Annotated in this window: 18 protein-coding genes; all 18 read left to right on the top strand. The window is 74.1% G+C overall.

The window, feature by feature from the left end; all coding sequences use genetic code 11:
• Positions 1–16 precede the first annotated feature (16 nt).
• The 18 genes from mltG to J2Z33_RS06670 all read left to right on the top strand — a co-directional run bounded on the left by mltG (position 17) and on the right by J2Z33_RS06670 (position 16257).
• On the top strand, positions 17–1237 hold the full coding sequence (gene mltG / locus J2Z33_RS06755; protein WP_209839192.1) for an endolytic transglycosylase MltG: 1221 nt from the start codon (positions 17–19) through the stop codon (positions 1235–1237).
• Between the two features lie 716 nt (positions 1238–1953).
• A complete protein-coding gene (locus J2Z33_RS06750; protein WP_209839190.1) occupies positions 1954–2325 on the top strand; it encodes a hypothetical protein in 372 nt (123 codons plus the stop codon).
• 429 nt (positions 2326–2754) lie between these two features.
• Positions 2755–4059 (top strand): DNA-packaging protein, encoded by a 1305-nt coding sequence (locus tag J2Z33_RS06745; protein ID WP_342454145.1) that lies wholly within the window; start codon positions 2755–2757, stop codon positions 4057–4059.
• A gap of 111 nt (positions 4060–4170) precedes the next feature.
• A complete protein-coding gene (locus J2Z33_RS06740) occupies positions 4171–5412 on the top strand; it encodes a phage portal protein (protein WP_209839188.1) in 1242 nt (413 codons plus the stop codon).
• Entirely contained in the window at positions 5402–5620 is a 219-nt protein-coding gene (locus J2Z33_RS06735) for a GTA head formation protein, RCAP_rcc01685 family (RefSeq protein WP_209839186.1), read from the top strand. Before J2Z33_RS06740 ends, J2Z33_RS06735 begins: the two co-directional genes overlap by 11 nt.
• A 14-nt stretch (positions 5621–5634) precedes the next feature.
• Positions 5635–6168: an HK97 family phage prohead protease gene (locus J2Z33_RS06730; RefSeq protein WP_209839184.1), complete on the top strand. Its 534-nt coding sequence runs from the start codon at positions 5635–5637 to the stop codon at positions 6166–6168.
• Positions 6169–6203: 35 nt separating this feature from the next.
• On the top strand, positions 6204–7400 hold the full coding sequence (locus J2Z33_RS06725) for a phage major capsid protein (protein WP_209839182.1): 1197 nt from the start codon (positions 6204–6206) through the stop codon (positions 7398–7400).
• 67 nt (positions 7401–7467) lie between these two features.
• Positions 7468–8055, top strand: a complete 588-nt coding sequence (locus J2Z33_RS06720; RefSeq protein WP_209839180.1) for a head-tail connector protein — start codon at positions 7468–7470, stop codon at positions 8053–8055.
• Entirely contained in the window at positions 8052–8423 is a 372-nt protein-coding gene (locus tag J2Z33_RS06715; RefSeq protein WP_209839178.1) for a head-tail adaptor protein, read from the top strand. The genes J2Z33_RS06720 and J2Z33_RS06715 overlap by 4 nt, the downstream gene beginning before the upstream one ends.
• Positions 8420–8845, top strand: coding sequence for a DUF3168 domain-containing protein (locus J2Z33_RS06710; protein ID WP_209839176.1), 426 nt, complete (start codon positions 8420–8422; stop codon positions 8843–8845). Before J2Z33_RS06715 ends, J2Z33_RS06710 begins: the two co-directional genes overlap by 4 nt.
• A gap of 28 nt (positions 8846–8873) precedes the next feature.
• The gene (locus J2Z33_RS06705) at positions 8874–9290 is read left to right on the top strand and encodes a phage major tail protein, TP901-1 family (RefSeq protein WP_209839174.1); all 417 of its coding nucleotides are present in this window, start codon (positions 8874–8876) and stop codon (positions 9288–9290) included.
• Positions 9290–9604 carry a gene transfer agent family protein gene (locus J2Z33_RS06700; RefSeq protein ID WP_209839172.1) on the top strand — a complete coding sequence of 105 codons (315 nt, stop codon included), beginning with the start codon at positions 9290–9292 and terminating at the stop codon, positions 9602–9604. Before J2Z33_RS06705 ends, J2Z33_RS06700 begins: the two co-directional genes overlap by 1 nt.
• Positions 9604–9816 carry a phage tail assembly chaperone gene (locus tag J2Z33_RS06695; RefSeq protein WP_209839170.1) on the top strand — a complete coding sequence of 71 codons (213 nt, stop codon included), beginning with the start codon at positions 9604–9606 and terminating at the stop codon, positions 9814–9816. The genes J2Z33_RS06700 and J2Z33_RS06695 overlap by 1 nt, the downstream gene beginning before the upstream one ends.
• Complete coding sequence (locus J2Z33_RS06690) at positions 9813–10454, top strand: phage tail tape measure protein (protein WP_245218620.1); 642 nt, start codon at positions 9813–9815, stop codon at positions 10452–10454. Before J2Z33_RS06695 ends, J2Z33_RS06690 begins: the two co-directional genes overlap by 4 nt.
• A 13-nt stretch (positions 10455–10467) precedes the next feature.
• Positions 10468–11091, top strand: coding sequence for a DUF2460 domain-containing protein (locus J2Z33_RS06685; protein ID WP_209839168.1), 624 nt, complete (start codon positions 10468–10470; stop codon positions 11089–11091).
• The gene (locus J2Z33_RS06680; RefSeq protein ID WP_209839166.1) at positions 11088–11957 is read left to right on the top strand and encodes a DUF2163 domain-containing protein; all 870 of its coding nucleotides are present in this window, start codon (positions 11088–11090) and stop codon (positions 11955–11957) included. The genes J2Z33_RS06685 and J2Z33_RS06680 overlap by 4 nt, the downstream gene beginning before the upstream one ends.
• Positions 11954–12367 carry an NlpC/P60 family protein gene (locus J2Z33_RS06675; protein ID WP_209839164.1) on the top strand — a complete coding sequence of 138 codons (414 nt, stop codon included), beginning with the start codon at positions 11954–11956 and terminating at the stop codon, positions 12365–12367. Before J2Z33_RS06680 ends, J2Z33_RS06675 begins: the two co-directional genes overlap by 4 nt.
• A complete protein-coding gene (locus J2Z33_RS06670; protein ID WP_209839162.1) occupies positions 12367–16257 on the top strand; it encodes a baseplate multidomain protein megatron in 3891 nt (1296 codons plus the stop codon). The genes J2Z33_RS06675 and J2Z33_RS06670 overlap by 1 nt, the downstream gene beginning before the upstream one ends.
• Positions 16258–16325: the final 68 nt, after the last annotated feature.

Below are 16325 nucleotides of genomic sequence, written 5' to 3'. Positions count from 1 at the left end.
CCCGGACTCCCGCCTGATGTGGCGCCACGTCGCCGCCAACGCGCTGACCTTCCTGACGGTGGCGCTGTTCCTGCTCGCCGGCCTCGTCACCTGGGGCGTCTCGCAGTATTCCGCCCCCGGCCCGCTCGCGCAGGCGATCTGCCTCCGCGTCGCCCCCGGCGCCAACTTCCGCGAGGTGTCCGAGGATCTCGGCCAGAAGGGCGCCGTCGCCCACCCGACCATCCTCCGCCTCGGCGCCGACTACGCCGACCGCACCGCCGACCTCAAGCAGGGCAGCTTCCTGATCCCCGAGGCGGCGTCGATGCAGGAGATCACCGACATCGTCACCGGCGACGGCGCCTCCACCTGCGGCACCGAGATCGTCTACCGCATCGGCGTCGCCCGCACGCTGGCCCAGGTCCGCGAGCTCGACCCCGCCACGGGGGACTACGACGAACGCGCCGAGTTCGAGCCCCTTTCCGACGCCCCCGTCCCCGCCGCCTACGAGCAGGTCAAGGCCCAGCCCGACACCACCTTCCGCGTCGTCGTGGCCGAGGGCGTCACGAGCTGGCAGGTCGCCCAGTCCCTCGACGCCATCGACGTGCTCGACGGCGACGGCACCCCCATCCCGCCCGAGGGCCGCCTCGCCCCCGACAGCTACGCGATCCGCCCCGGCGACTCCGTGGCCGACCTCCTCGCCCGGATGCAGGCCGCCCAGGACGCCGCGCTCGCCGAAGCCTGGGAGGCCCGCGCCCAAGACCTCCCCTTCGACACGCCCGAGCAGGCCCTGGCGCTGGCCTCCATCGTCGAGAAGGAGACCGCGATCCCCGAGGAGCGCGCGGTCGTCGCCTCCGTCCTCGTCAACCGCCTCCGCCAGGGGATGCGGCTCCAGTTCGACCCGACGATCATCTACGGCATCACGCGGGGGCAGGGGCTCCTCGACCGCCCGATCCGCCAGTCCGACATCGACGGCGTCACGGAGCGGCGGCTCCACGGCGAGGTGGCCTACAACACCTATGTCCTGGACGGCCTCCCCGCCGGCCCCATCGCCAACCCCGGCCGCGCGGCGATCCAGGCGGCCGTGAACCCGGCGGCGACCGACTACCGATACTTCGTCGCTGACGGCACCGGCGGCCACGCCTTCGCCGCCACCCTCGAGGAGCACCAGCGCAACGTCGCCCGCTGGCGCGAGATCGAGGCCCGGCAGGCCGAGGAGGCGGAGGCGGCGGACCCCGAGCCGGCGGACGGCTCGAACTAGCGCCCGCGCGCCAGGCGACCCGACCCCGAACCCTGCAAGGCGCCCGTCCCTCCCCCGCGCCCCGCAGGGCGGGTTCCTCCCGATCAGACCCCCGATCAGACCCCCGACCAGACCCCCGACCAGACCCCCGACCAGACCCCCGACCAGACCCCCGACCAGACCCCCGACGGGCCCGCGCCCGTGAGGCCGCCATCGCGCGCCGCGCGATCCCCCCCGGGACATCTGCGGTCAGAAGAAAGGGCCGCGAGACGGCGCGCGCCATCCCGCCGAGCCGCCGCCCGCTCCCCACCTCCCGCCGCACATCGCCCCGGCCATTCCGGCAGGGACCGTCGCCGCCCCGCGAATCATCCCGCGCCGGAGCCCCGCCGCAACCCGGCGAATCCCCGCCCCGTCCCGCTTCATCCCGCCTCCCGGCCGAAAACATCGCCCGCGCCCGCCCGGCCCCCGGCCCGGAGGCGTTGCGCGCCGCCGTCCCGCGCGCCCGCGCCGGCCCCCCCGCCGCCGCCCGCGCCCGCCCCCGCACGGCGACCAACCTCTTGACGCATCGTCACTTTCCCCATCCGCGCCCCCGGCCCCGCCGCCCGCCGGCCCGTTAACCCGGCGTTAAACCCACCGCCCGGTGCTCCAACGCTTCGTCAGTCCTTTTCCGCGATCCTCCTCGTGCCGGCCCCCCAAACGCCCGGCGCAACAACAAGAGCAGGAAAGGCCACAGCATCATGACCCGCAGACCCATCGCCCTCACCGGCCCCGAGATCGAGCAGACCTTCCGCGACGCGCTGCAACTCCTCCGCTCCGTGCGGCGCACGCTCGCGGAGCTGCTCGACCGCGTGGAGGCCGAGCAGGACCCCCGCCTCCTCAAGGACATCGGCCTCAAGCAGTCCGAGCTGGAATCCGCCCTCAAGCGCGCCTTCGAGGCCGAGGACCGCTACAACGCCTGGCACGAGAGGAACTCCGGCCTTCGCAACGCCTGCGAGATCGACTTCGCGGCGCTCCGCGAGGAGATGGCCTGCCGCCTCCAGCGGCTCCACGACTGCGGCGACGAGAGCGCCGCCGCCGCTCGCCCCTCCACGTGCGGCGGGGAGGGCTGACCCATGCAACGCCTGTCCCCCGCGACCTGCTTCCGCGACCGCGCCGACGAGGCTTGGCTCGCCTCCCGCCGACCCGACGCCGCCAAGGGGCAGGGGGCCGCCATGGCCCCTGACGCCCCGCGTCCCGGCTTCGCCGCCCCGGTCGAGCGATTCGCCCCCGCCGAAACCCGGCAGGAGGGGAGGATCGACGGGCCGCCCGCGAGCGCCCCGACGACTCCCGAGGCGACCGGGTCCAGCCCCGCCACCGAAGCGACGGAGGAGACCCGGCAGGCCGAGACGACGCGCGGCGGACCTGCAAGCGCCCCGCCGCAATGTCCCGAGGCGACCGGGCCGGAGCGGGCGCCCGCTCCGGCCCCCACCGAAGCCCCCACCGAACCCCCGCGTCAGCCCCTCACCGCCCGCTGGCTCGCCCGGCAGGGCCGCGAGACCGTGCGCGCCACCCTCGCCGCCCTGACCGACCACGAGGTGCAGGGCCTCCCCTACCTCTTCGAGTTCTGGGCGCATCCCCACCAGCTCCCGCCCCAGGGCGACTGGCGCACCTGGGTCATCCTCGGCGGGCGCGGCGCCGGCAAGACGCGGGCCGGGGCCGAATGGGTCCGCGCCCAGGTCGAAGGCCCGCGCCCGCGCGACCCCGGCCGCGCCCGCCGCGTGGCGCTGCTGGCCGAGACGCTGGACCAGGCGCGCGAGGTGATGATCTTCGGCGCTTCGGGCCTCATGGCCTGCTCCCCGCCCGACCGGCGGCCCACCTGGCACGCCACCCGGCGGCTGCTCGAATGGCCGAACGGCGCTGTCGCGCAGATCTTCTCGGCCCACGAGCCCGAATCGCTGCGCGGGCCGCAGTTCGACGCCGCCTGGGCCGACGAGCTGGCCAAGTGGAAGAAGGCGGAGGCCGCCTGGGACCAGCTCCAGTTCGCGCTGCGCCTCGGCGACGACCCCCGCTGCGTCGTCACCACCACGCCGCGCGACGCCCCCGCCCTGACCGCCCTCCTGGGCCGCGAGGGGACGGCCCAAACCCACGCGCCCACCACGGCGAACCGCGCCTTCCTCGCGCGCGGCTTCATGGAGGAGATGCAGGCCCGCTTCGCCAACACCCGCCTCGGCCGGCAGGAGCTGGAGGGGCTGCTGCTCGACGCCGCCGACGGCGCGCTCTGGACGGCCCGGACGCTCGACCATGCGCGGGCGCGCTGGCTGCCCCGGCTCGACCGGATCGTGGTGGCGGTCGATCCCGCCGTCTCGACGGGCAAGGCGTCGGACGCCACCGGCATCGTCGTCGTCGGCGCGACCACCCAGGGCCCGCGCGGCGACTGGATGGCCTACGTCATCGAGGACGCCACCGTGCAGGGCGCGAGCCCCGATTCGTGGGGCCGCGCCGTGATCGAGGCCGCGCGCCGCCACGGCGCCTCGCGAATCATCGCCGAGGTCAACCAGGGCGGCGCGATGGTCGGGACGATCCTCCGCAGCATCGACCCGAACCTCGCCGTGACCTGCGTCCACGCCCGCGAGGGCAAGGTGATTCGCGCCGAGCCGGTGGCCGCGCTCTACGAACAGGGGCGGGTGCGCCACCTGCACGGCGCGGACCTGAGAAAGCTGGAGGATCAGATGCTTAGGATGTCCGTGACCGGCTATCGGGGCCGGGGCTCGCCCGACCGGCTCGATGCGCTGGTCTGGGCCGTCCACGACCTGATCCTGGCCCCTCCGGCCCCCCCGGCCGAGCCGCGATTCCGGCTCGTCTGACCCGTTGCGCGAATCGCGCCTGACCGTTCGTTGCTGTCGGACGCCGTTAACGAATCGCTGGCAAATTCCATCGCACGGACCGCGAACCAGGCCCAAGGAGATAGAAAGACGATGTTCGACTTCCTGAGACGAAAGGAGACGGGCGCCCCCGACCGGACCCTCCCGGTCCACGCCCACGCCACCGGATCGGCCCCCGTGCCGGCCGCCGTCACGACCGCCCCGACCGAGGCCAAGGCCTCGGCGGCGGGCAACCTCATCGCCTGGCCCGGTTCCTCGGGCCGGGCCGCCCTGCAACCGCGCGACGCGGCCCAGCTCACCCAGGCCGGGTTCGCCCGCAACCCGGTGGGCTTCCGCGCCGTGCGCCTGATCGCCGAGGCCGCCGCCGCGCTGCCGCTCGTCCTCCAGGACGCGCAGAGCCGTTACGAGGCCCACCCGGTCCTCGACCTCATCGCCCGGCCCAACCCCTCGCAGGGCCGGGCCGAGCTGCTCGAGTCGCTCTACGGCCAGCTCCTCCTCACCGGCAACGGCTTCGTCGAGGCCGTGGCGGCCGAGGAGGGGCTCCCGCACGAACTCCACGTCCTGCGCTCCGACCGCATGGCGGTGGTGCCGGGCGACGACGGCTGGCCCGTCGCCTACGACTACACCGTGGGCGCGCGCCGCCACCGCTTCCCGGCCCGCGCCGTCTGCCACGTCAAAAGCTTCCACCCTCAGGACGACCATTACGGCCTGTCGGCGCTCCAGGCCGCCGCCCAGGCCATCGAGGTCCACAACGGCGCGTCGCGCTGGAGCCTCGCGCTCCTCCAGAACGCCGCCCGTCCCTCGGGCGCGATCGTCTACGCCGGCCCCAACGGCGGGACCATGTCGCAGGACCAGTTCGACCGGCTGGTCTCCGAGATGGAATCCCAGCACCAAGGCGCCCGCAACGCCGGGCGGCCGATGCTGCTCGAAGGCGGCCTCGACTGGAAGCCCATGGGCTTCAGCCCCTCGGACATGGAGTTCCAGCAGACCAAGGAGCAGGCCGCGCGCGAGATCGCCATCGCCTTCGGGGTGCCGCCGATGATCCTCGGCCTGCCCGGCGACGCGACCTACGCCAACTACCAGGAGGCCAACCGCGCCTTCTACCGGCTGACCGTCCTGCCGCTCGCCACCCGCGTCGCCTCCGCGATCAGCGACTGGCTGTCGGACTTCACCGGCGAGCGCATCACGCTCGCGCCGGACCTCGACCAGATCCCGGCCCTGGCCACCGAGCGCGAGGCCCAGTGGCGTCGCGTCGCCCAGGCCTCCTTCCTGTCCCAGGCCGAGAAGCGCCGCCTCCTGGGCCTGCCTCCGATGGAGGCCGCCGATGGCACATGAGCCGCGCCCGTTCCTCTGCGCCCCCGGCCTCAAGATCGAGAGCCAGGAGCGGATGAGCGAGCTGAAGTTCGCCCAACTCCACCAGTCGCTCGCCAAGATCGAATCCATGATGGAGCGCCTCGAAAAACGTCTCTGGCTCACCGTCTACGGGGTGGTGGCCGTCATCCTCGCCCAGTTCGTCCAGTCGATGCTGGACCATCTTCCCTGAAGGAGCAGTTCAACATGGAGACCAAGTTCACCCGACCCCTCGCCGACGTGGCCGTCACCCCCGACGGCACCGCGATCGAAGGCTATGCCTCGCTGTTCGGCCTCCCCGACCAGGGTGGCGACATCGTGGAGCGCGGGGCCTATGCGGCGTCCCTGAAGCGCCTCGCGAGCGCCGGGGAATCCGTGAAGCTCCTCTGGCAGCACGACCCCGCCCAGCCCATCGGCGTCTGGGACGAGCTGCGCGAGGACGCGCGCGGCCTCTACGTCAAGGGCCGCCTCCTCCCCGATGTGGCCCGCGCCCGCGAGGCCGCCGTGCTGATCCGCGCCGGGGCCATCGACGGCCTTTCCATCGGCTACCGCACGGTGCGCGCCACCAAGGACGACCAGGGCCGGCGCCGGCTGGCCGAGATCGAACTCTGGGAGGTGTCGCTCGTGACCTTCCCGATGCTGCGCGAGGCCCGCCTCGGCGCCAAGGGCGCGGACCTCGCGCTCCTCCACCAGATGACGGCGGCCGTGGCTGCGGCCCGCACCCGCCTCATGGGCCAGTAAGGCCCTCCCGCAACCCCCAACCGAAAGGACCAACCATGACCGCTCCCGAGACGCTGTCTCGGGCCGGGGAAGCTCTGTCCCCGCCGCCCGAAACGTCGCCCGAGATCAAGGCCGCCACCGACGGCTTCATCCACGAACTCAACGCCTTCGCCACCGACATCGCCACCAAACTTCAGGATCAGGAGACCCGCATCATGACCAAGCTCGCCACCAGGATGACCACCGCCGCCCAACGCCCGATGCTCTCGGCGGACTTCCACGAGGCCCCGCACCAGAAGGCCTTCGACGCCTACCTCCGCTCCGGCGACGACGCCGGCCTCCGCGGCTTGGCCCTCGAAGGCAAGTCCTACTCCGCCGGCGTCGCCCCCGATGGGGGCGTCCTCGTCTCGCCCCAGACCGCCGAGCAGATCCGCGCGATCCTCGTCTCCACCGCCTCGATCCGCTCCATCGCGAGCGTCGTCGCCGTGGAGAACGCGAGCCTCGACGTGCTGATCGACCGGGGCGAGCTCGGCGCGGGCTGGGCGACCGAGACCGGCGCGACGGCGGAAACCGCGACCGGCGCGCTGGAGAAGATCTCCATCCCGCTGCACGAACTGGCCGCCCAGCCCAAGGCCTCGCAGCGCCTCCTCGACGACGCCGCCTTCGACGTGGAATCCTGGCTCGCCGGCCGCATCGCCGAACGCTTCGCCCGCGCCGAATCCGCCGCCTTCGTGACGGGCAACGGCGTGGACAAGCCCAAGGGCGTGCTGGCCTACCCGACCGTCGCCAACGCCTCCTGGGCCTGGAACAGCCTCGGCTACGTCGCTTCCGGAGCCGCCGGGGCGCTGTCCTCCATCGACCCGCTGGTGGACCTCGTCTACGCGCTCCCCGCGCCCTACCGCGCCCGCGCCGTGTTCGTGATGAACTCGCGCACCACGGGCGTCCTGCGGAAGCTCAAGGACGCCGACGGCCGGTTCCTCTGGTCCGACGGCATGGTGGCCGGAGAGCCCGCGCGGCTCATGGGCTACAAGGTCCTGATCTGCGAGGACATGCCCGACATCGCGGCCAACAGCCTGTCCATCGCCTTCGGCGACTTCCAGGCGGGCTACACGGTGGCGGAACGCCCCGACCTCCGCGTGCTCCGCGACCCCTACAGCGCCAAGCCGCACGTCCTCTTCTACGCGACCAAGCGCGTGGGCGGCGGCGTGACCGACTTCGCGGCCATCAAGCTCCTCAAGTTCGCCGCGAGCTGAGCCTCCTCGGGGCCGTCCCCATGGGCGGCCCCACCCCCCGCAACCCCGACCGAAGGAGGTTTTCCCGATGAATCTGGTCGAATTGACGGAGGCGCCCGACTCCGCGCTCCCCGTCGCCCGCCTCAAGGAGCACCTGCGCCTCGGGACGGGCTTTTCCGACGACGACCTGCAGGAGCCGCTGCTCGCGGCCTTCCTGCGCGCCGCCATCGCCGCCATCGAGGGGCGCACGGGGAAGGCCCTGCTGCGCCGCCGCTTCGAACTGACGCTCTCGGCCTGGACCCGCCCCGGCCGCCAGCCCCTTCCGCTCGCGCCCGTCGCGTCGCTCGTCTCGGTCGCGCTGGTCCCCGCCAGCGGCCCCGAGATCGCTCTCCCGCCCGACGCCCTCCGCCTCGACGCCGACGCCCAGCGCCCGGCGCTCGTGGGCCCCCTGCCGTCCATCCCCCATGGCGGCACCGCCCGCGTGATCTTCGAGGCCGGCTACGGCCCCGCCTGGTCCGACCTCCCCGCCGACCTCGCGCAGGCGGTCCTGATGCTCGCCGCCCACTACCACGAATACCGCCACGACACCGCGCTCGGCCCCGGCTGCACCCCCTTCGGCGTCTCGGCGCTGATCGACCGCTACCGCCCGATCCGCCTGGGGAGGGACGCCGAATGACCGCCCGCCGCATTCCCGCCACCGCTCGCCCGGCGACCCCCCACCTCCGCCGCCGCCTGCTGCTGGAGGAGCCCCTCCGCCAGCCCGACGGCCTGGGCGGCTACACCCGCGCCTGGACCGAGCTCGGCGCGCTCTGGGCCGAGATCGCCCCCGGCGCGGCCCGCGTGACCGCCGAGCCCGCCGGGACCCACGTCACCACGCCGCTCCGCATCACCGTGCGCGGCGCGGCCCCCGGCGCATCCTCGCGCCCCCGCCCTGGCCAGCGCTTCCGCGACGGCCAGCGCCTTTACCCGATCCGCCTCGTCACCGAGGCCGACCCCCAGGGCCGCTACCTGCTCGTCCTCGCCAGCGAGGAGGCCGCGCTATGACCTACGCCCTCTCGCGCGCGGTCCAGGCCGCGCTCTACCAGCGGCTCGCCACCGACGCCCCCCTCCGGGCGCTGGTCGGCGACGCCGTGCACGACCAGCTCCCGCCCGGCCTGCCGCCCTCGCTCTACGTCGCGCTCGGCCCCGAGACGGTCCGCGACCGCTCGGACCAGACCGGCCGGGGCAGCGAGCACGACGTGACGCTTTCGGTCGTCAGCGACGGCGCGGGCTTCGCGGACGCCAAGGCCGCTGCCAGCGCCGTCTGCGACGCCCTCCTCGGGGCCGACCTGACGCTGACCCGTGGCCGCGTCGTGTTCCTGCGCTTCCTGCGCGCCCAAGCCAGCCGCCGCGACAACGGCGACACCCGCCGCATCGACCTCATCTTCCGCCTCCGCGTCGAGGACGACGCGGCATCCCTCACCTGACCCGAACCCCCTGAAAGGAGACCCCATCATGGCCGCCCAACCCGGCAAGGACCTTCTCATCAAGATCGACATGGACGGCACCGGACGGTTCGAGACCGTCGCGGGCCTGCGCGCCACGCGTCTCTCGCTCAACGCCGAGACGGTGGACGTGACCACCCTCGACAGCCCCGGCGGCTGGCGCGAGCTGCTCGGCGGCGCGGGCCTCCGCTCCGCCGCGCTCTCCGGCAACGGCGTGTTCAAGGACGCCGCCACCGACGCCCGCCTCCGTGCCCTGTTCTTCGCCGGAGAGATCCCGACCGCCCAGGTCATCGTCCCCTCCTTCGGCACCCTGCAAGGCCCGTTCCAGATCACCGCCATCGACTACGCCGGCACCCACGACGGCGAGGCGACGTATGAACTCACCCTCGCCTCCGCCGGGGCCATCGCCTTCACGGCGGCGTCGTGATGGCGAACCCCCATGCCGGAGAGGTGGAGATCGTCGTCGATGGCGTCCCCCGCACAGCCAAGCTGACCCTCGGCGCGCTGGCGGAGCTGGAATCCAAGCTCGGCGACGACACCCTGATCGCCCTCGTCGCCCGGTTCGAATCCGGCGACGTGTCCTCGCGCGACGTGCTGGCGCTCCTCGTCGCCGGCCTGCGCGGCGGCGGCTGGCGCGTGACGCCCGACGACCTGCTCGCCTCCGAGATCGCCGGTGGCCCCCTCGCCGCCGTCCGCCTCGCGGCCGAGCTTCTCGCCCGCGCCTTCGCGGAGGCCGCGTGATGCCCCCTCCAACAGCCCGCTTCGACTGGCCCGCGCTCCTGCGCGCGGGCCTCCAGACCCTCGGCCTCAAGCCCGCCGAGTTCTGGTCCCTCACCCCCGCCGAGCTGGCCCTGCTCCTCGGCCTCGACCGCCGCGCGCCCGTCATGGACCGCGCCCGCTTCCTCGCGCTGGCCGCCCAGCACCCCGACGACCCGAAAGGAGACCAAGCATGACCTTCCTCGACCTCGACGACGACACCGGCGACGCCCCCCTGCAAGACACCACCCGCGCCGCCTCCGCCTTCGCCTCCGAACTCGCCCGCGTCCGCGACGCGCTGGGCGCGACCGCCCGCGACGCCGGCGCGGTCGAGCGGGGCCTGTCCACCGGCCTGCGCCGCGCCATCGACGGGCTGGTGGTGGACGGCGACCGCCTTTCGACCGCGCTCCAGGGCGTCGGCCGGTCGCTGGTCGACTCGGTCTACAAGGCCGCCGTCAAGCCGCTGAACGCCTCGCTCTCGGCGACTCTGGGGCAGGGGCTCGGCGGTGCGGTGGCCAGCCTCCTGCCCTTCGCCAAGGGCGGCACCTTCGCCCAAGGCCGGGTGATGCCCTTCGCCAAGGGCGGCGTCGTCAGCCAGGCCACCCCCTTCGCCATGCGCGGGGCCACGGGCCTCATGGGCGAGGCCGGACCGGAGGCGATCATGCCGCTCACGCGCGGCCCCGACGGCCGCCTCGGCGTCCAGTCCCAGGGCGGCGCGGCCCCGAACGTGACCATCCACGTCACCACCCCCGACGCCCAGGGCTTCCGCCGCTCCCAGGGCCAGATCGCCGCCGAGATGTCGCGCCTCCTCGGCCGCGGTGCCCGCAACCGCTGAGAGGAGAGATCCCATGTCCTTCCACGAGACCCGCTTCCCCACGGCCCTCAGCTTCGGCGCCCAGGGCGGCCCCGAGCGCCGGACCGAGATCGTCACGCTCTCCAACGGCTGGGAGGAGCGCAACTCCCCCTGGTCGCAGTCCCGCCGCCGCTACGACGCGGGGCTGGGCCTGCGCTCGCTCGACGACCTCCACGCGCTCCTGGCCTTCTGGGAGGCGCGCATGGGCCAGCTCCACGGCTTCCGCTGGAAGGACTGGGCCGACCACAAGTCCTGCGCCCCCTCCGTCCTCCCCGGCCCGCTGGACCAGGAGATCGGCACCGGCGACGGCACCACCCGCGCGTTCCAGCTCCGCAAGGCCTACGCCTCGGGCGGCGTCACCCACTGGCGCACGATCCGGAAACCCGTCGCGGGCACCGTCCGCGTCGCCGTCGCGGGCCAGGAGTCCACCGGCTGGACGCTCGACCCCGCCACCGGCCTCGTGACCTTCGCGACCGCCCCCGCCGCCGGGGCCGCCATCACGGCGGGCTTCGAGTTCGACGTGCCGGTGCGCTTCGACGCCGACGCGATCCGCGTGCAGGTTTCCACCTTCCAGGCGGGCGAGGTCCCTTCCGTCCCGGTAATCGAGGTGCGCGCATGACCCTCCGCGACCACCTCGCCACCGGCGTCACCACCATCGCCCGCTGCTGGTCCGTGACCCGCCGCGACGGCGTCACCCTGGGCTTCACCGACCACGACCGCCCGCTGTCCTTCGACGGCCTGACCTTCCGCCCCGACTCCGGCCTTTCCGCCAGCGCCGTCGTCCAGGCGACCGGCCTTTCGGTGGACAACAGCGAAGCGACCGGCGCCCTCACCTCCGACGCCATCACCGACGCCGACATCGAGGCCGGGCGCTTTGATGCCGCCCAGGTCCATCTCTGGCACGTCAACTGGACCGACCCCGCCGACCGCGTCCTCCGCTTCACCGGCACCCTGGGCGAGATCCGTCGCGGCGACGGCGCGTTCCACGCCGAGCTGCGCGGCCTCTCCGAAGCCCTGAACCGCCCCCTGGGCCGCCTCTACCAGACCACCTGCGGCGCGAGCCTCGGCGACGCCGCCTGCCGCTTCGACACCACCGCCCCCGGCGTCTCCGCCGAGGTTCCCGCCGCCACGACCGACGGCACCCTGTTCCGCCTGTCCGGCCTAACCACCTTCCCGTCCCGCTGGTTCGAGCGCGGCCGCCTCACCGTCCTGACCGGGCAGGCGCAGGGCCTCACCGCCACGGTCAAGCGCGACCAGACGGACGGCCCCGACCGCCTCCTCGAACTCTGGTCCCCCCTCCGCGCGCCCCTCGCGCCCACGGACCTGATCCGCCTCCAACCCGGCTGCGACAAGCGCGCCACCACCTGCCGCGCCCGCTTCGACAACATCGCGAACTTCCGCGGCTTCCCCTTCATCCCCGGCGAGGACTGGCTCCTTTCCGTCCCCGTCCCCTCGGGCCCCAACGACGGAGGCTCCCTCCAATGACCCGCGTCATCGAGACCGCCCGCCGCTGGATCGGCACCCCCTACCAGCACCAGGCCAGCCTGCGCGGAGCCGGCTGCGACTGCCTGGGCCTCGTTCGGGGCCTCTGGCGCGACCTCCACGGCCACGAGCCCGCATCGATCCCGCCCTACAGCCCCGACTGGTCCGAACCCCAGGGCGAGGAGCGCCTCTGGCACGCCCTAGCGCGCCTCCTGCCGCCCGGAAGGGGCACCCCCGGCGACCTCCTCCTGTTCCGCATGAGGCCCAACGCCATAGCCAAGCACCTCGGGCTCCTCGCGACCCCGACCACCTTCATCCATGCCCTGAGCGGCCACGGCGTCGTGGAATCCCCGCTCTCCACCCCCTGGGCCGCCCGCATCGTGGCCCGCTTCGACCTGGAAGGAGCGTCCTGATGGCCACCCTCGTCCTGTCCGCCGCCGGCGCGGGCCTCGGCTCCGCGCTGGGCGGCTCCGTCCTCGGCCTCTCCGGCACCGTCCTCGGCCGCGCCGCCGGCGGCCTCGCCGGTCGCCTCCTCGACGCCCGCCTCCTCGGCTCGGGCAGCGCCCCCGTGGAGACCGGCCGCATCGACCGCTTCCGCCTCACCGGCGCGTCCGAGGGCGCGTCCGTCTCGCGCGCCCACGGGGCCGTGCGCCTGTCGGGCCAGGTCATCTGGGCCACCCGCTTCCAGGAGACCGCGAGCACCACCGGCACCAGCGCCGCCAAGGGCGTCCCCTCGACCGAGAGCACCAGCTACAGCTACACCGTGTCCCTCGCCATCGCCCTCTGCGAAGGCGAGATCACCGGCCTCGGCCGCATCTGGGCCGACGGCGCCGAGATCGCCGCCACCGACCTCCAGCTCTCGCTCTACAAGGGCGCCGACGACCAGCTCCCCGACCCCCGCATGGAAGCGGTGGAAGGGCAGGGCCGCGTCCCCGCCTATCGCGGCATCGCCTACGTGGTGATCGAGGACCTCGCCCTCGCCCGCTTCGGCAACCGCGTGCCCCAGTTCTCCTTCGAGGTCTTCCGCCCCGCCGCAGAGCGTCCCGACGCGGAGGCCGAGGACCTGTCGCGCCTCCTGCGCGGCGTGGCGCTGATCCCCGGCACCGGCGAATACGCCCTCGCCACGACGCCCGTCTATCTCAGCCACGGCTTCGGCGAACGCAGTGCCGCCAACGTCAGCACCGCGCAGGGCCGCCCCGACCTCCTCGTGTCGCTCGACGACCTCGCCACCCAGCTCCCCCGCCTGCGATCGGTCAGCCTCGTCGCCTGCTGGTTCGGCAACGACCTCCGCGCCGGGTCCTGCCAGGTCGAACCCAAGGTGGAGCAGGCCAGCGCCGACGGCGAGGGGATGCCCTGGACCGTCTCGGGCCTCCCCCGAGCCGCCGCGCCGCTGGTCCCCCGCACGAACGACCGCCCGATCTACGGCGGCACCCCCGCCGACGCCTCGGTGATCCAGGCGATCCGCGAGATCCGCTCGCGCGGCAAGGAGGTGATGTTCTACCCCTTCGTCCTCATGGACCAGCGTCCGGGCAACGGCCTCCCCGATCCCTACGGGGCCGCCGAGCAACCCGCGCTCCCCTGGCGCGGCCGCATCACCGCTTCCATCGCCCCCGGCCGCCCCGGCTCGCCGGACGGCACCGCGCAGGCCGATCAGGAGGTCGCCGCCTTCTTCGGCCAAGCCCAGCCCCACCACTTCGCCCGCACCGCCACCGGCGTCGTCTACGCCGGGCCGGAGGAATGGTCCTTCCGCCGCATGATCCTGCACTACGCGCACCTTTGCGCGCAGGCGGGGGGCGTGGACGCCTTCTGCATCGGCACCGAGATGCGCGGCCTCACCACCCTGCGCGGCGCGACCGGCTATCCGGCGGTCGAGGCGCTGCGCCGCCTCGCGCGCGAGGTGAAGGCGATCCTGCCCACGGCAAAGATCACCTACGCCGCCGACTGGTCCGAATACCACGGCCACCAGCCCGAGGGGACCGCCGACAAGGTGTTCCACCTCGATCCGCTCTGGGCCGACCCGGCCATCGACGCCATCGGCATCGACAACTACCTGCCGCTCTCGGACTGGCGCGACGGCGACGACCACGCCGACGCCGCCTGGGGCGACGTGCACAACGTCGATTACCTCGCCGCCAACGTCGCCGGCGGCGAATATCACGACTGGCATTACGCCACCGACGCCGACCGCGCCGCCCAACTCCGCACGCCCATCGCCGACGGCCAGGGCGAGCCCTGGATCTGGCGCCTCAAGGACCTTCGCTCCTGGTGGGAGACCCCCCACCACGACCGCGTGAACGGCATCCGCTCCGCGACCCCGACCGCCTGGACCCCCCGCTCCAAGCCCATCTGGTTCACCGAGATCGGCTGCGCCGCGCTCGACAAGGCGACCAACGAGCCCAACAAGTTCCTCGACCCGCACTCCTCCGAAGGGGTCCTCCCGCACTTCTCGGACGGCCGCCGCGACGACCTGATCCAGCAGAGCTACTACCGTGCCCTGTTCCGCCATTGGGCGGGGGCCGCGAACAACCCCGTCTCGCCGCTCTACGGCGGGCGCATGGTGGACATGGACCGCGCCCACGCCTGGGCCTGGGACGCGCGGCCCTTCCCGGCCTTCCCGGCCCGCGACGACCTATGGGGCGACGGCCCGAACTACCATCGCGGCCACTGGCTGAACGGCCGCGCCTCGGCGCGCTCGCTCGCCTCGGTGGTCGAGGAGATCTGCCGCGACGCGGGCCTCCCCGACCCCGACACCTCCCGCCTGCACGGCCTCGTGCGCGGCCTGCTGCTGGAGGAGGCCGGAACGGCGCGCGAGGCGCTGCAACCCCTCATGCTCGCCCACGGCTTCGACGCCGCCGAGCGTGACGGCCGCCTCGTCTTCCGCAACCGCTCCGGCCGCGTGGACGCGGTGCTCGACGCCGGCCGCCTCGTCCATGACCCCGAGGCCGAGGCTGTGGCGACCCGCACCCGCGCCCCCGAGGCCGAGCTGGCGGGCCGCGTCCATCTGTCCTTCGTGGAGCACGGCGGCGACTACGCCCCGGCCTCCGCCGAGGGCGTCCTCCCCGACGACCCCACGCCGTCGCTGTCCCAAAGCGCCTTGCCGCTCGTCCTCCTGCGCGAGGAGGGCACGGCCATCGCCGAGCGCTGGCTGCATGAATCCCGCGTGGCCCGCGACGGGCTGCGCGCCGCGCTGCCGCCGTCGCTCGCCCATCTTGGCCCCGGCGACGTGGTGTCGCTCGACGGCGCCTCCTGGCGCATCGACCGGGTAGAGGACACCGGCCCCCGCACCATCGAGGCCGTCCGCGTCGAGCCCGGCCTCTGGCGCGCGCCCGACATGGACATCGAGCCGCCGCCCTCTCGTCCCGTCGCCGCGCCCGTCCCGGTCGAGGCGCTGTTCCTCGACCTGCCACTCCTGACCGGCGAGGAGGCCCCGCACGCCCCCCATGTCGCCTTCACCGCCCGGCCCTGGCCCGGCCCGGTGACGCTGCGCGAGGCCGACTCGGACTCCGGCTACCGCACCGCGCTGGTCCAGCCGCTCCCCGCCACCGCCGGGGAGACTCTGACCGCCCTCCCGGCGGCCCCGCCCGGCACCTGGGACCACGGCCCCGCCCTGCGGGTGCGGCTCGCGCAAGGCTCCCTGCAATCGGTCGGCCCCGACCGGGTGCTCGCCGGAGCCTCCGCCGCCGCCATCGGCGACGGCAGCCCCGAGGGCTGGGAGGTGTTCCAGTTCGCCGAGGCCGAGCTGGTCGCGCCCCGGACCTGGGACCTCCGCCTGCGCCTGCGCGGCCAGGCCGGCACCGACGCGACCATGCCTCCGGTCTGGCCCGCCGGCTCGCGCTTCGTGCTGCTCGACGGCGCGGTGACGCAATGGGGCTACCATGCCAGCCTCCGCGACCGCCTGCGCCACTACCGCTGGGGGCCCTCGGCCCGCCCGTCCTCCGACGCCACCTGGCGGCACGAGGCGCTGGCGTTCCGGGGCCTCGGCCTGCGCCCCTACGCCGTCTGCCACCTCCGCGCCCGCCCGACCGGCGCGGGGACCGAGATCGCCTGGACCCGCCGCACCCGCATCGACGGCGATAGCTGGAGCGGCCTCGACGTGCCGCTGGGCGAGGACCGCGAGGCCTACCTCGTCCGCGTCACGCGCGACGACGTGATCCTGCGCGAGGTGCAGGTGGCGACCCCGGCCTGGACCTACGACGCCGCGCTGCGCGCCGCCGACGGACCGGAGCCGGTCCGCGTCGAGGTCGCGCAGCTCTCCGACCGCTTCGGGCCGGGGCCGTTCCGGGTCGTCGAAGGGGTGCACTGACATGGGCGGCAGCCTGATCCTTCCGCGCCATCCCCGGCCCGGAGAACGCCCCTTTCACCGTGGCCCCC

The sequence above is a fragment of the Rubellimicrobium aerolatum genome (assembly GCF_017872975.1).
GTDB lineage: Bacteria > Pseudomonadota > Alphaproteobacteria > Rhodobacterales > Rhodobacteraceae > Rubellimicrobium > Rubellimicrobium aerolatum.
Note: the sequence above shows the minus strand (reverse complement) of the source record. Positions and strands in the feature narration are given on the sequence as shown.

What these genes read in the sequence shown, in the direction of transcription:
- mltG (WP_209839192.1), top strand. Translation starts at nt 17, where the DNA reads ATGTGGCGCCACGTCGCCGCCAACGCGCTGACCTTCCTGACGGTGGCG.
- J2Z33_RS06750 (WP_209839190.1), top strand. Translation starts at nt 1,954, where the DNA reads ATGACCCGCAGACCCATCGCCCTCACCGGCCCCGAGATCGAGCAGACC.
- J2Z33_RS06740 (WP_209839188.1), top strand. Translation starts at nt 4,171, where the DNA reads ATGTTCGACTTCCTGAGACGAAAGGAGACGGGCGCCCCCGACCGGACC.
- J2Z33_RS06735 (WP_209839186.1), top strand. Translation starts at nt 5,402, where the DNA reads ATGGCACATGAGCCGCGCCCGTTCCTCTGCGCCCCCGGCCTCAAGATC.
- J2Z33_RS06730 (WP_209839184.1), top strand. Translation starts at nt 5,635, where the DNA reads ATGGAGACCAAGTTCACCCGACCCCTCGCCGACGTGGCCGTCACCCCC.
- J2Z33_RS06725 (WP_209839182.1), top strand. Translation starts at nt 6,204, where the DNA reads ATGACCGCTCCCGAGACGCTGTCTCGGGCCGGGGAAGCTCTGTCCCCG.
- J2Z33_RS06720 (WP_209839180.1), top strand. Translation starts at nt 7,468, where the DNA reads ATGAATCTGGTCGAATTGACGGAGGCGCCCGACTCCGCGCTCCCCGTC.
- J2Z33_RS06715 (WP_209839178.1), top strand. Translation starts at nt 8,052, where the DNA reads ATGACCGCCCGCCGCATTCCCGCCACCGCTCGCCCGGCGACCCCCCAC.
- J2Z33_RS06710 (WP_209839176.1), top strand. Translation starts at nt 8,420, where the DNA reads ATGACCTACGCCCTCTCGCGCGCGGTCCAGGCCGCGCTCTACCAGCGG.
- J2Z33_RS06705 (WP_209839174.1), top strand. Translation starts at nt 8,874, where the DNA reads ATGGCCGCCCAACCCGGCAAGGACCTTCTCATCAAGATCGACATGGAC.
- J2Z33_RS06700 (WP_209839172.1), top strand. Translation starts at nt 9,290, where the DNA reads ATGGCGAACCCCCATGCCGGAGAGGTGGAGATCGTCGTCGATGGCGTC.
- J2Z33_RS06695 (WP_209839170.1), top strand. Translation starts at nt 9,604, where the DNA reads ATGCCCCCTCCAACAGCCCGCTTCGACTGGCCCGCGCTCCTGCGCGCG.
- J2Z33_RS06690 (WP_245218620.1), top strand. Translation starts at nt 9,813, where the DNA reads ATGACCTTCCTCGACCTCGACGACGACACCGGCGACGCCCCCCTGCAA.
- J2Z33_RS06685 (WP_209839168.1), top strand. Translation starts at nt 10,468, where the DNA reads ATGTCCTTCCACGAGACCCGCTTCCCCACGGCCCTCAGCTTCGGCGCC.
- J2Z33_RS06680 (WP_209839166.1), top strand. Translation starts at nt 11,088, where the DNA reads ATGACCCTCCGCGACCACCTCGCCACCGGCGTCACCACCATCGCCCGC.
- J2Z33_RS06675 (WP_209839164.1), top strand. Translation starts at nt 11,954, where the DNA reads ATGACCCGCGTCATCGAGACCGCCCGCCGCTGGATCGGCACCCCCTAC.
- J2Z33_RS06670 (WP_209839162.1), top strand. Translation starts at nt 12,367, where the DNA reads ATGGCCACCCTCGTCCTGTCCGCCGCCGGCGCGGGCCTCGGCTCCGCG.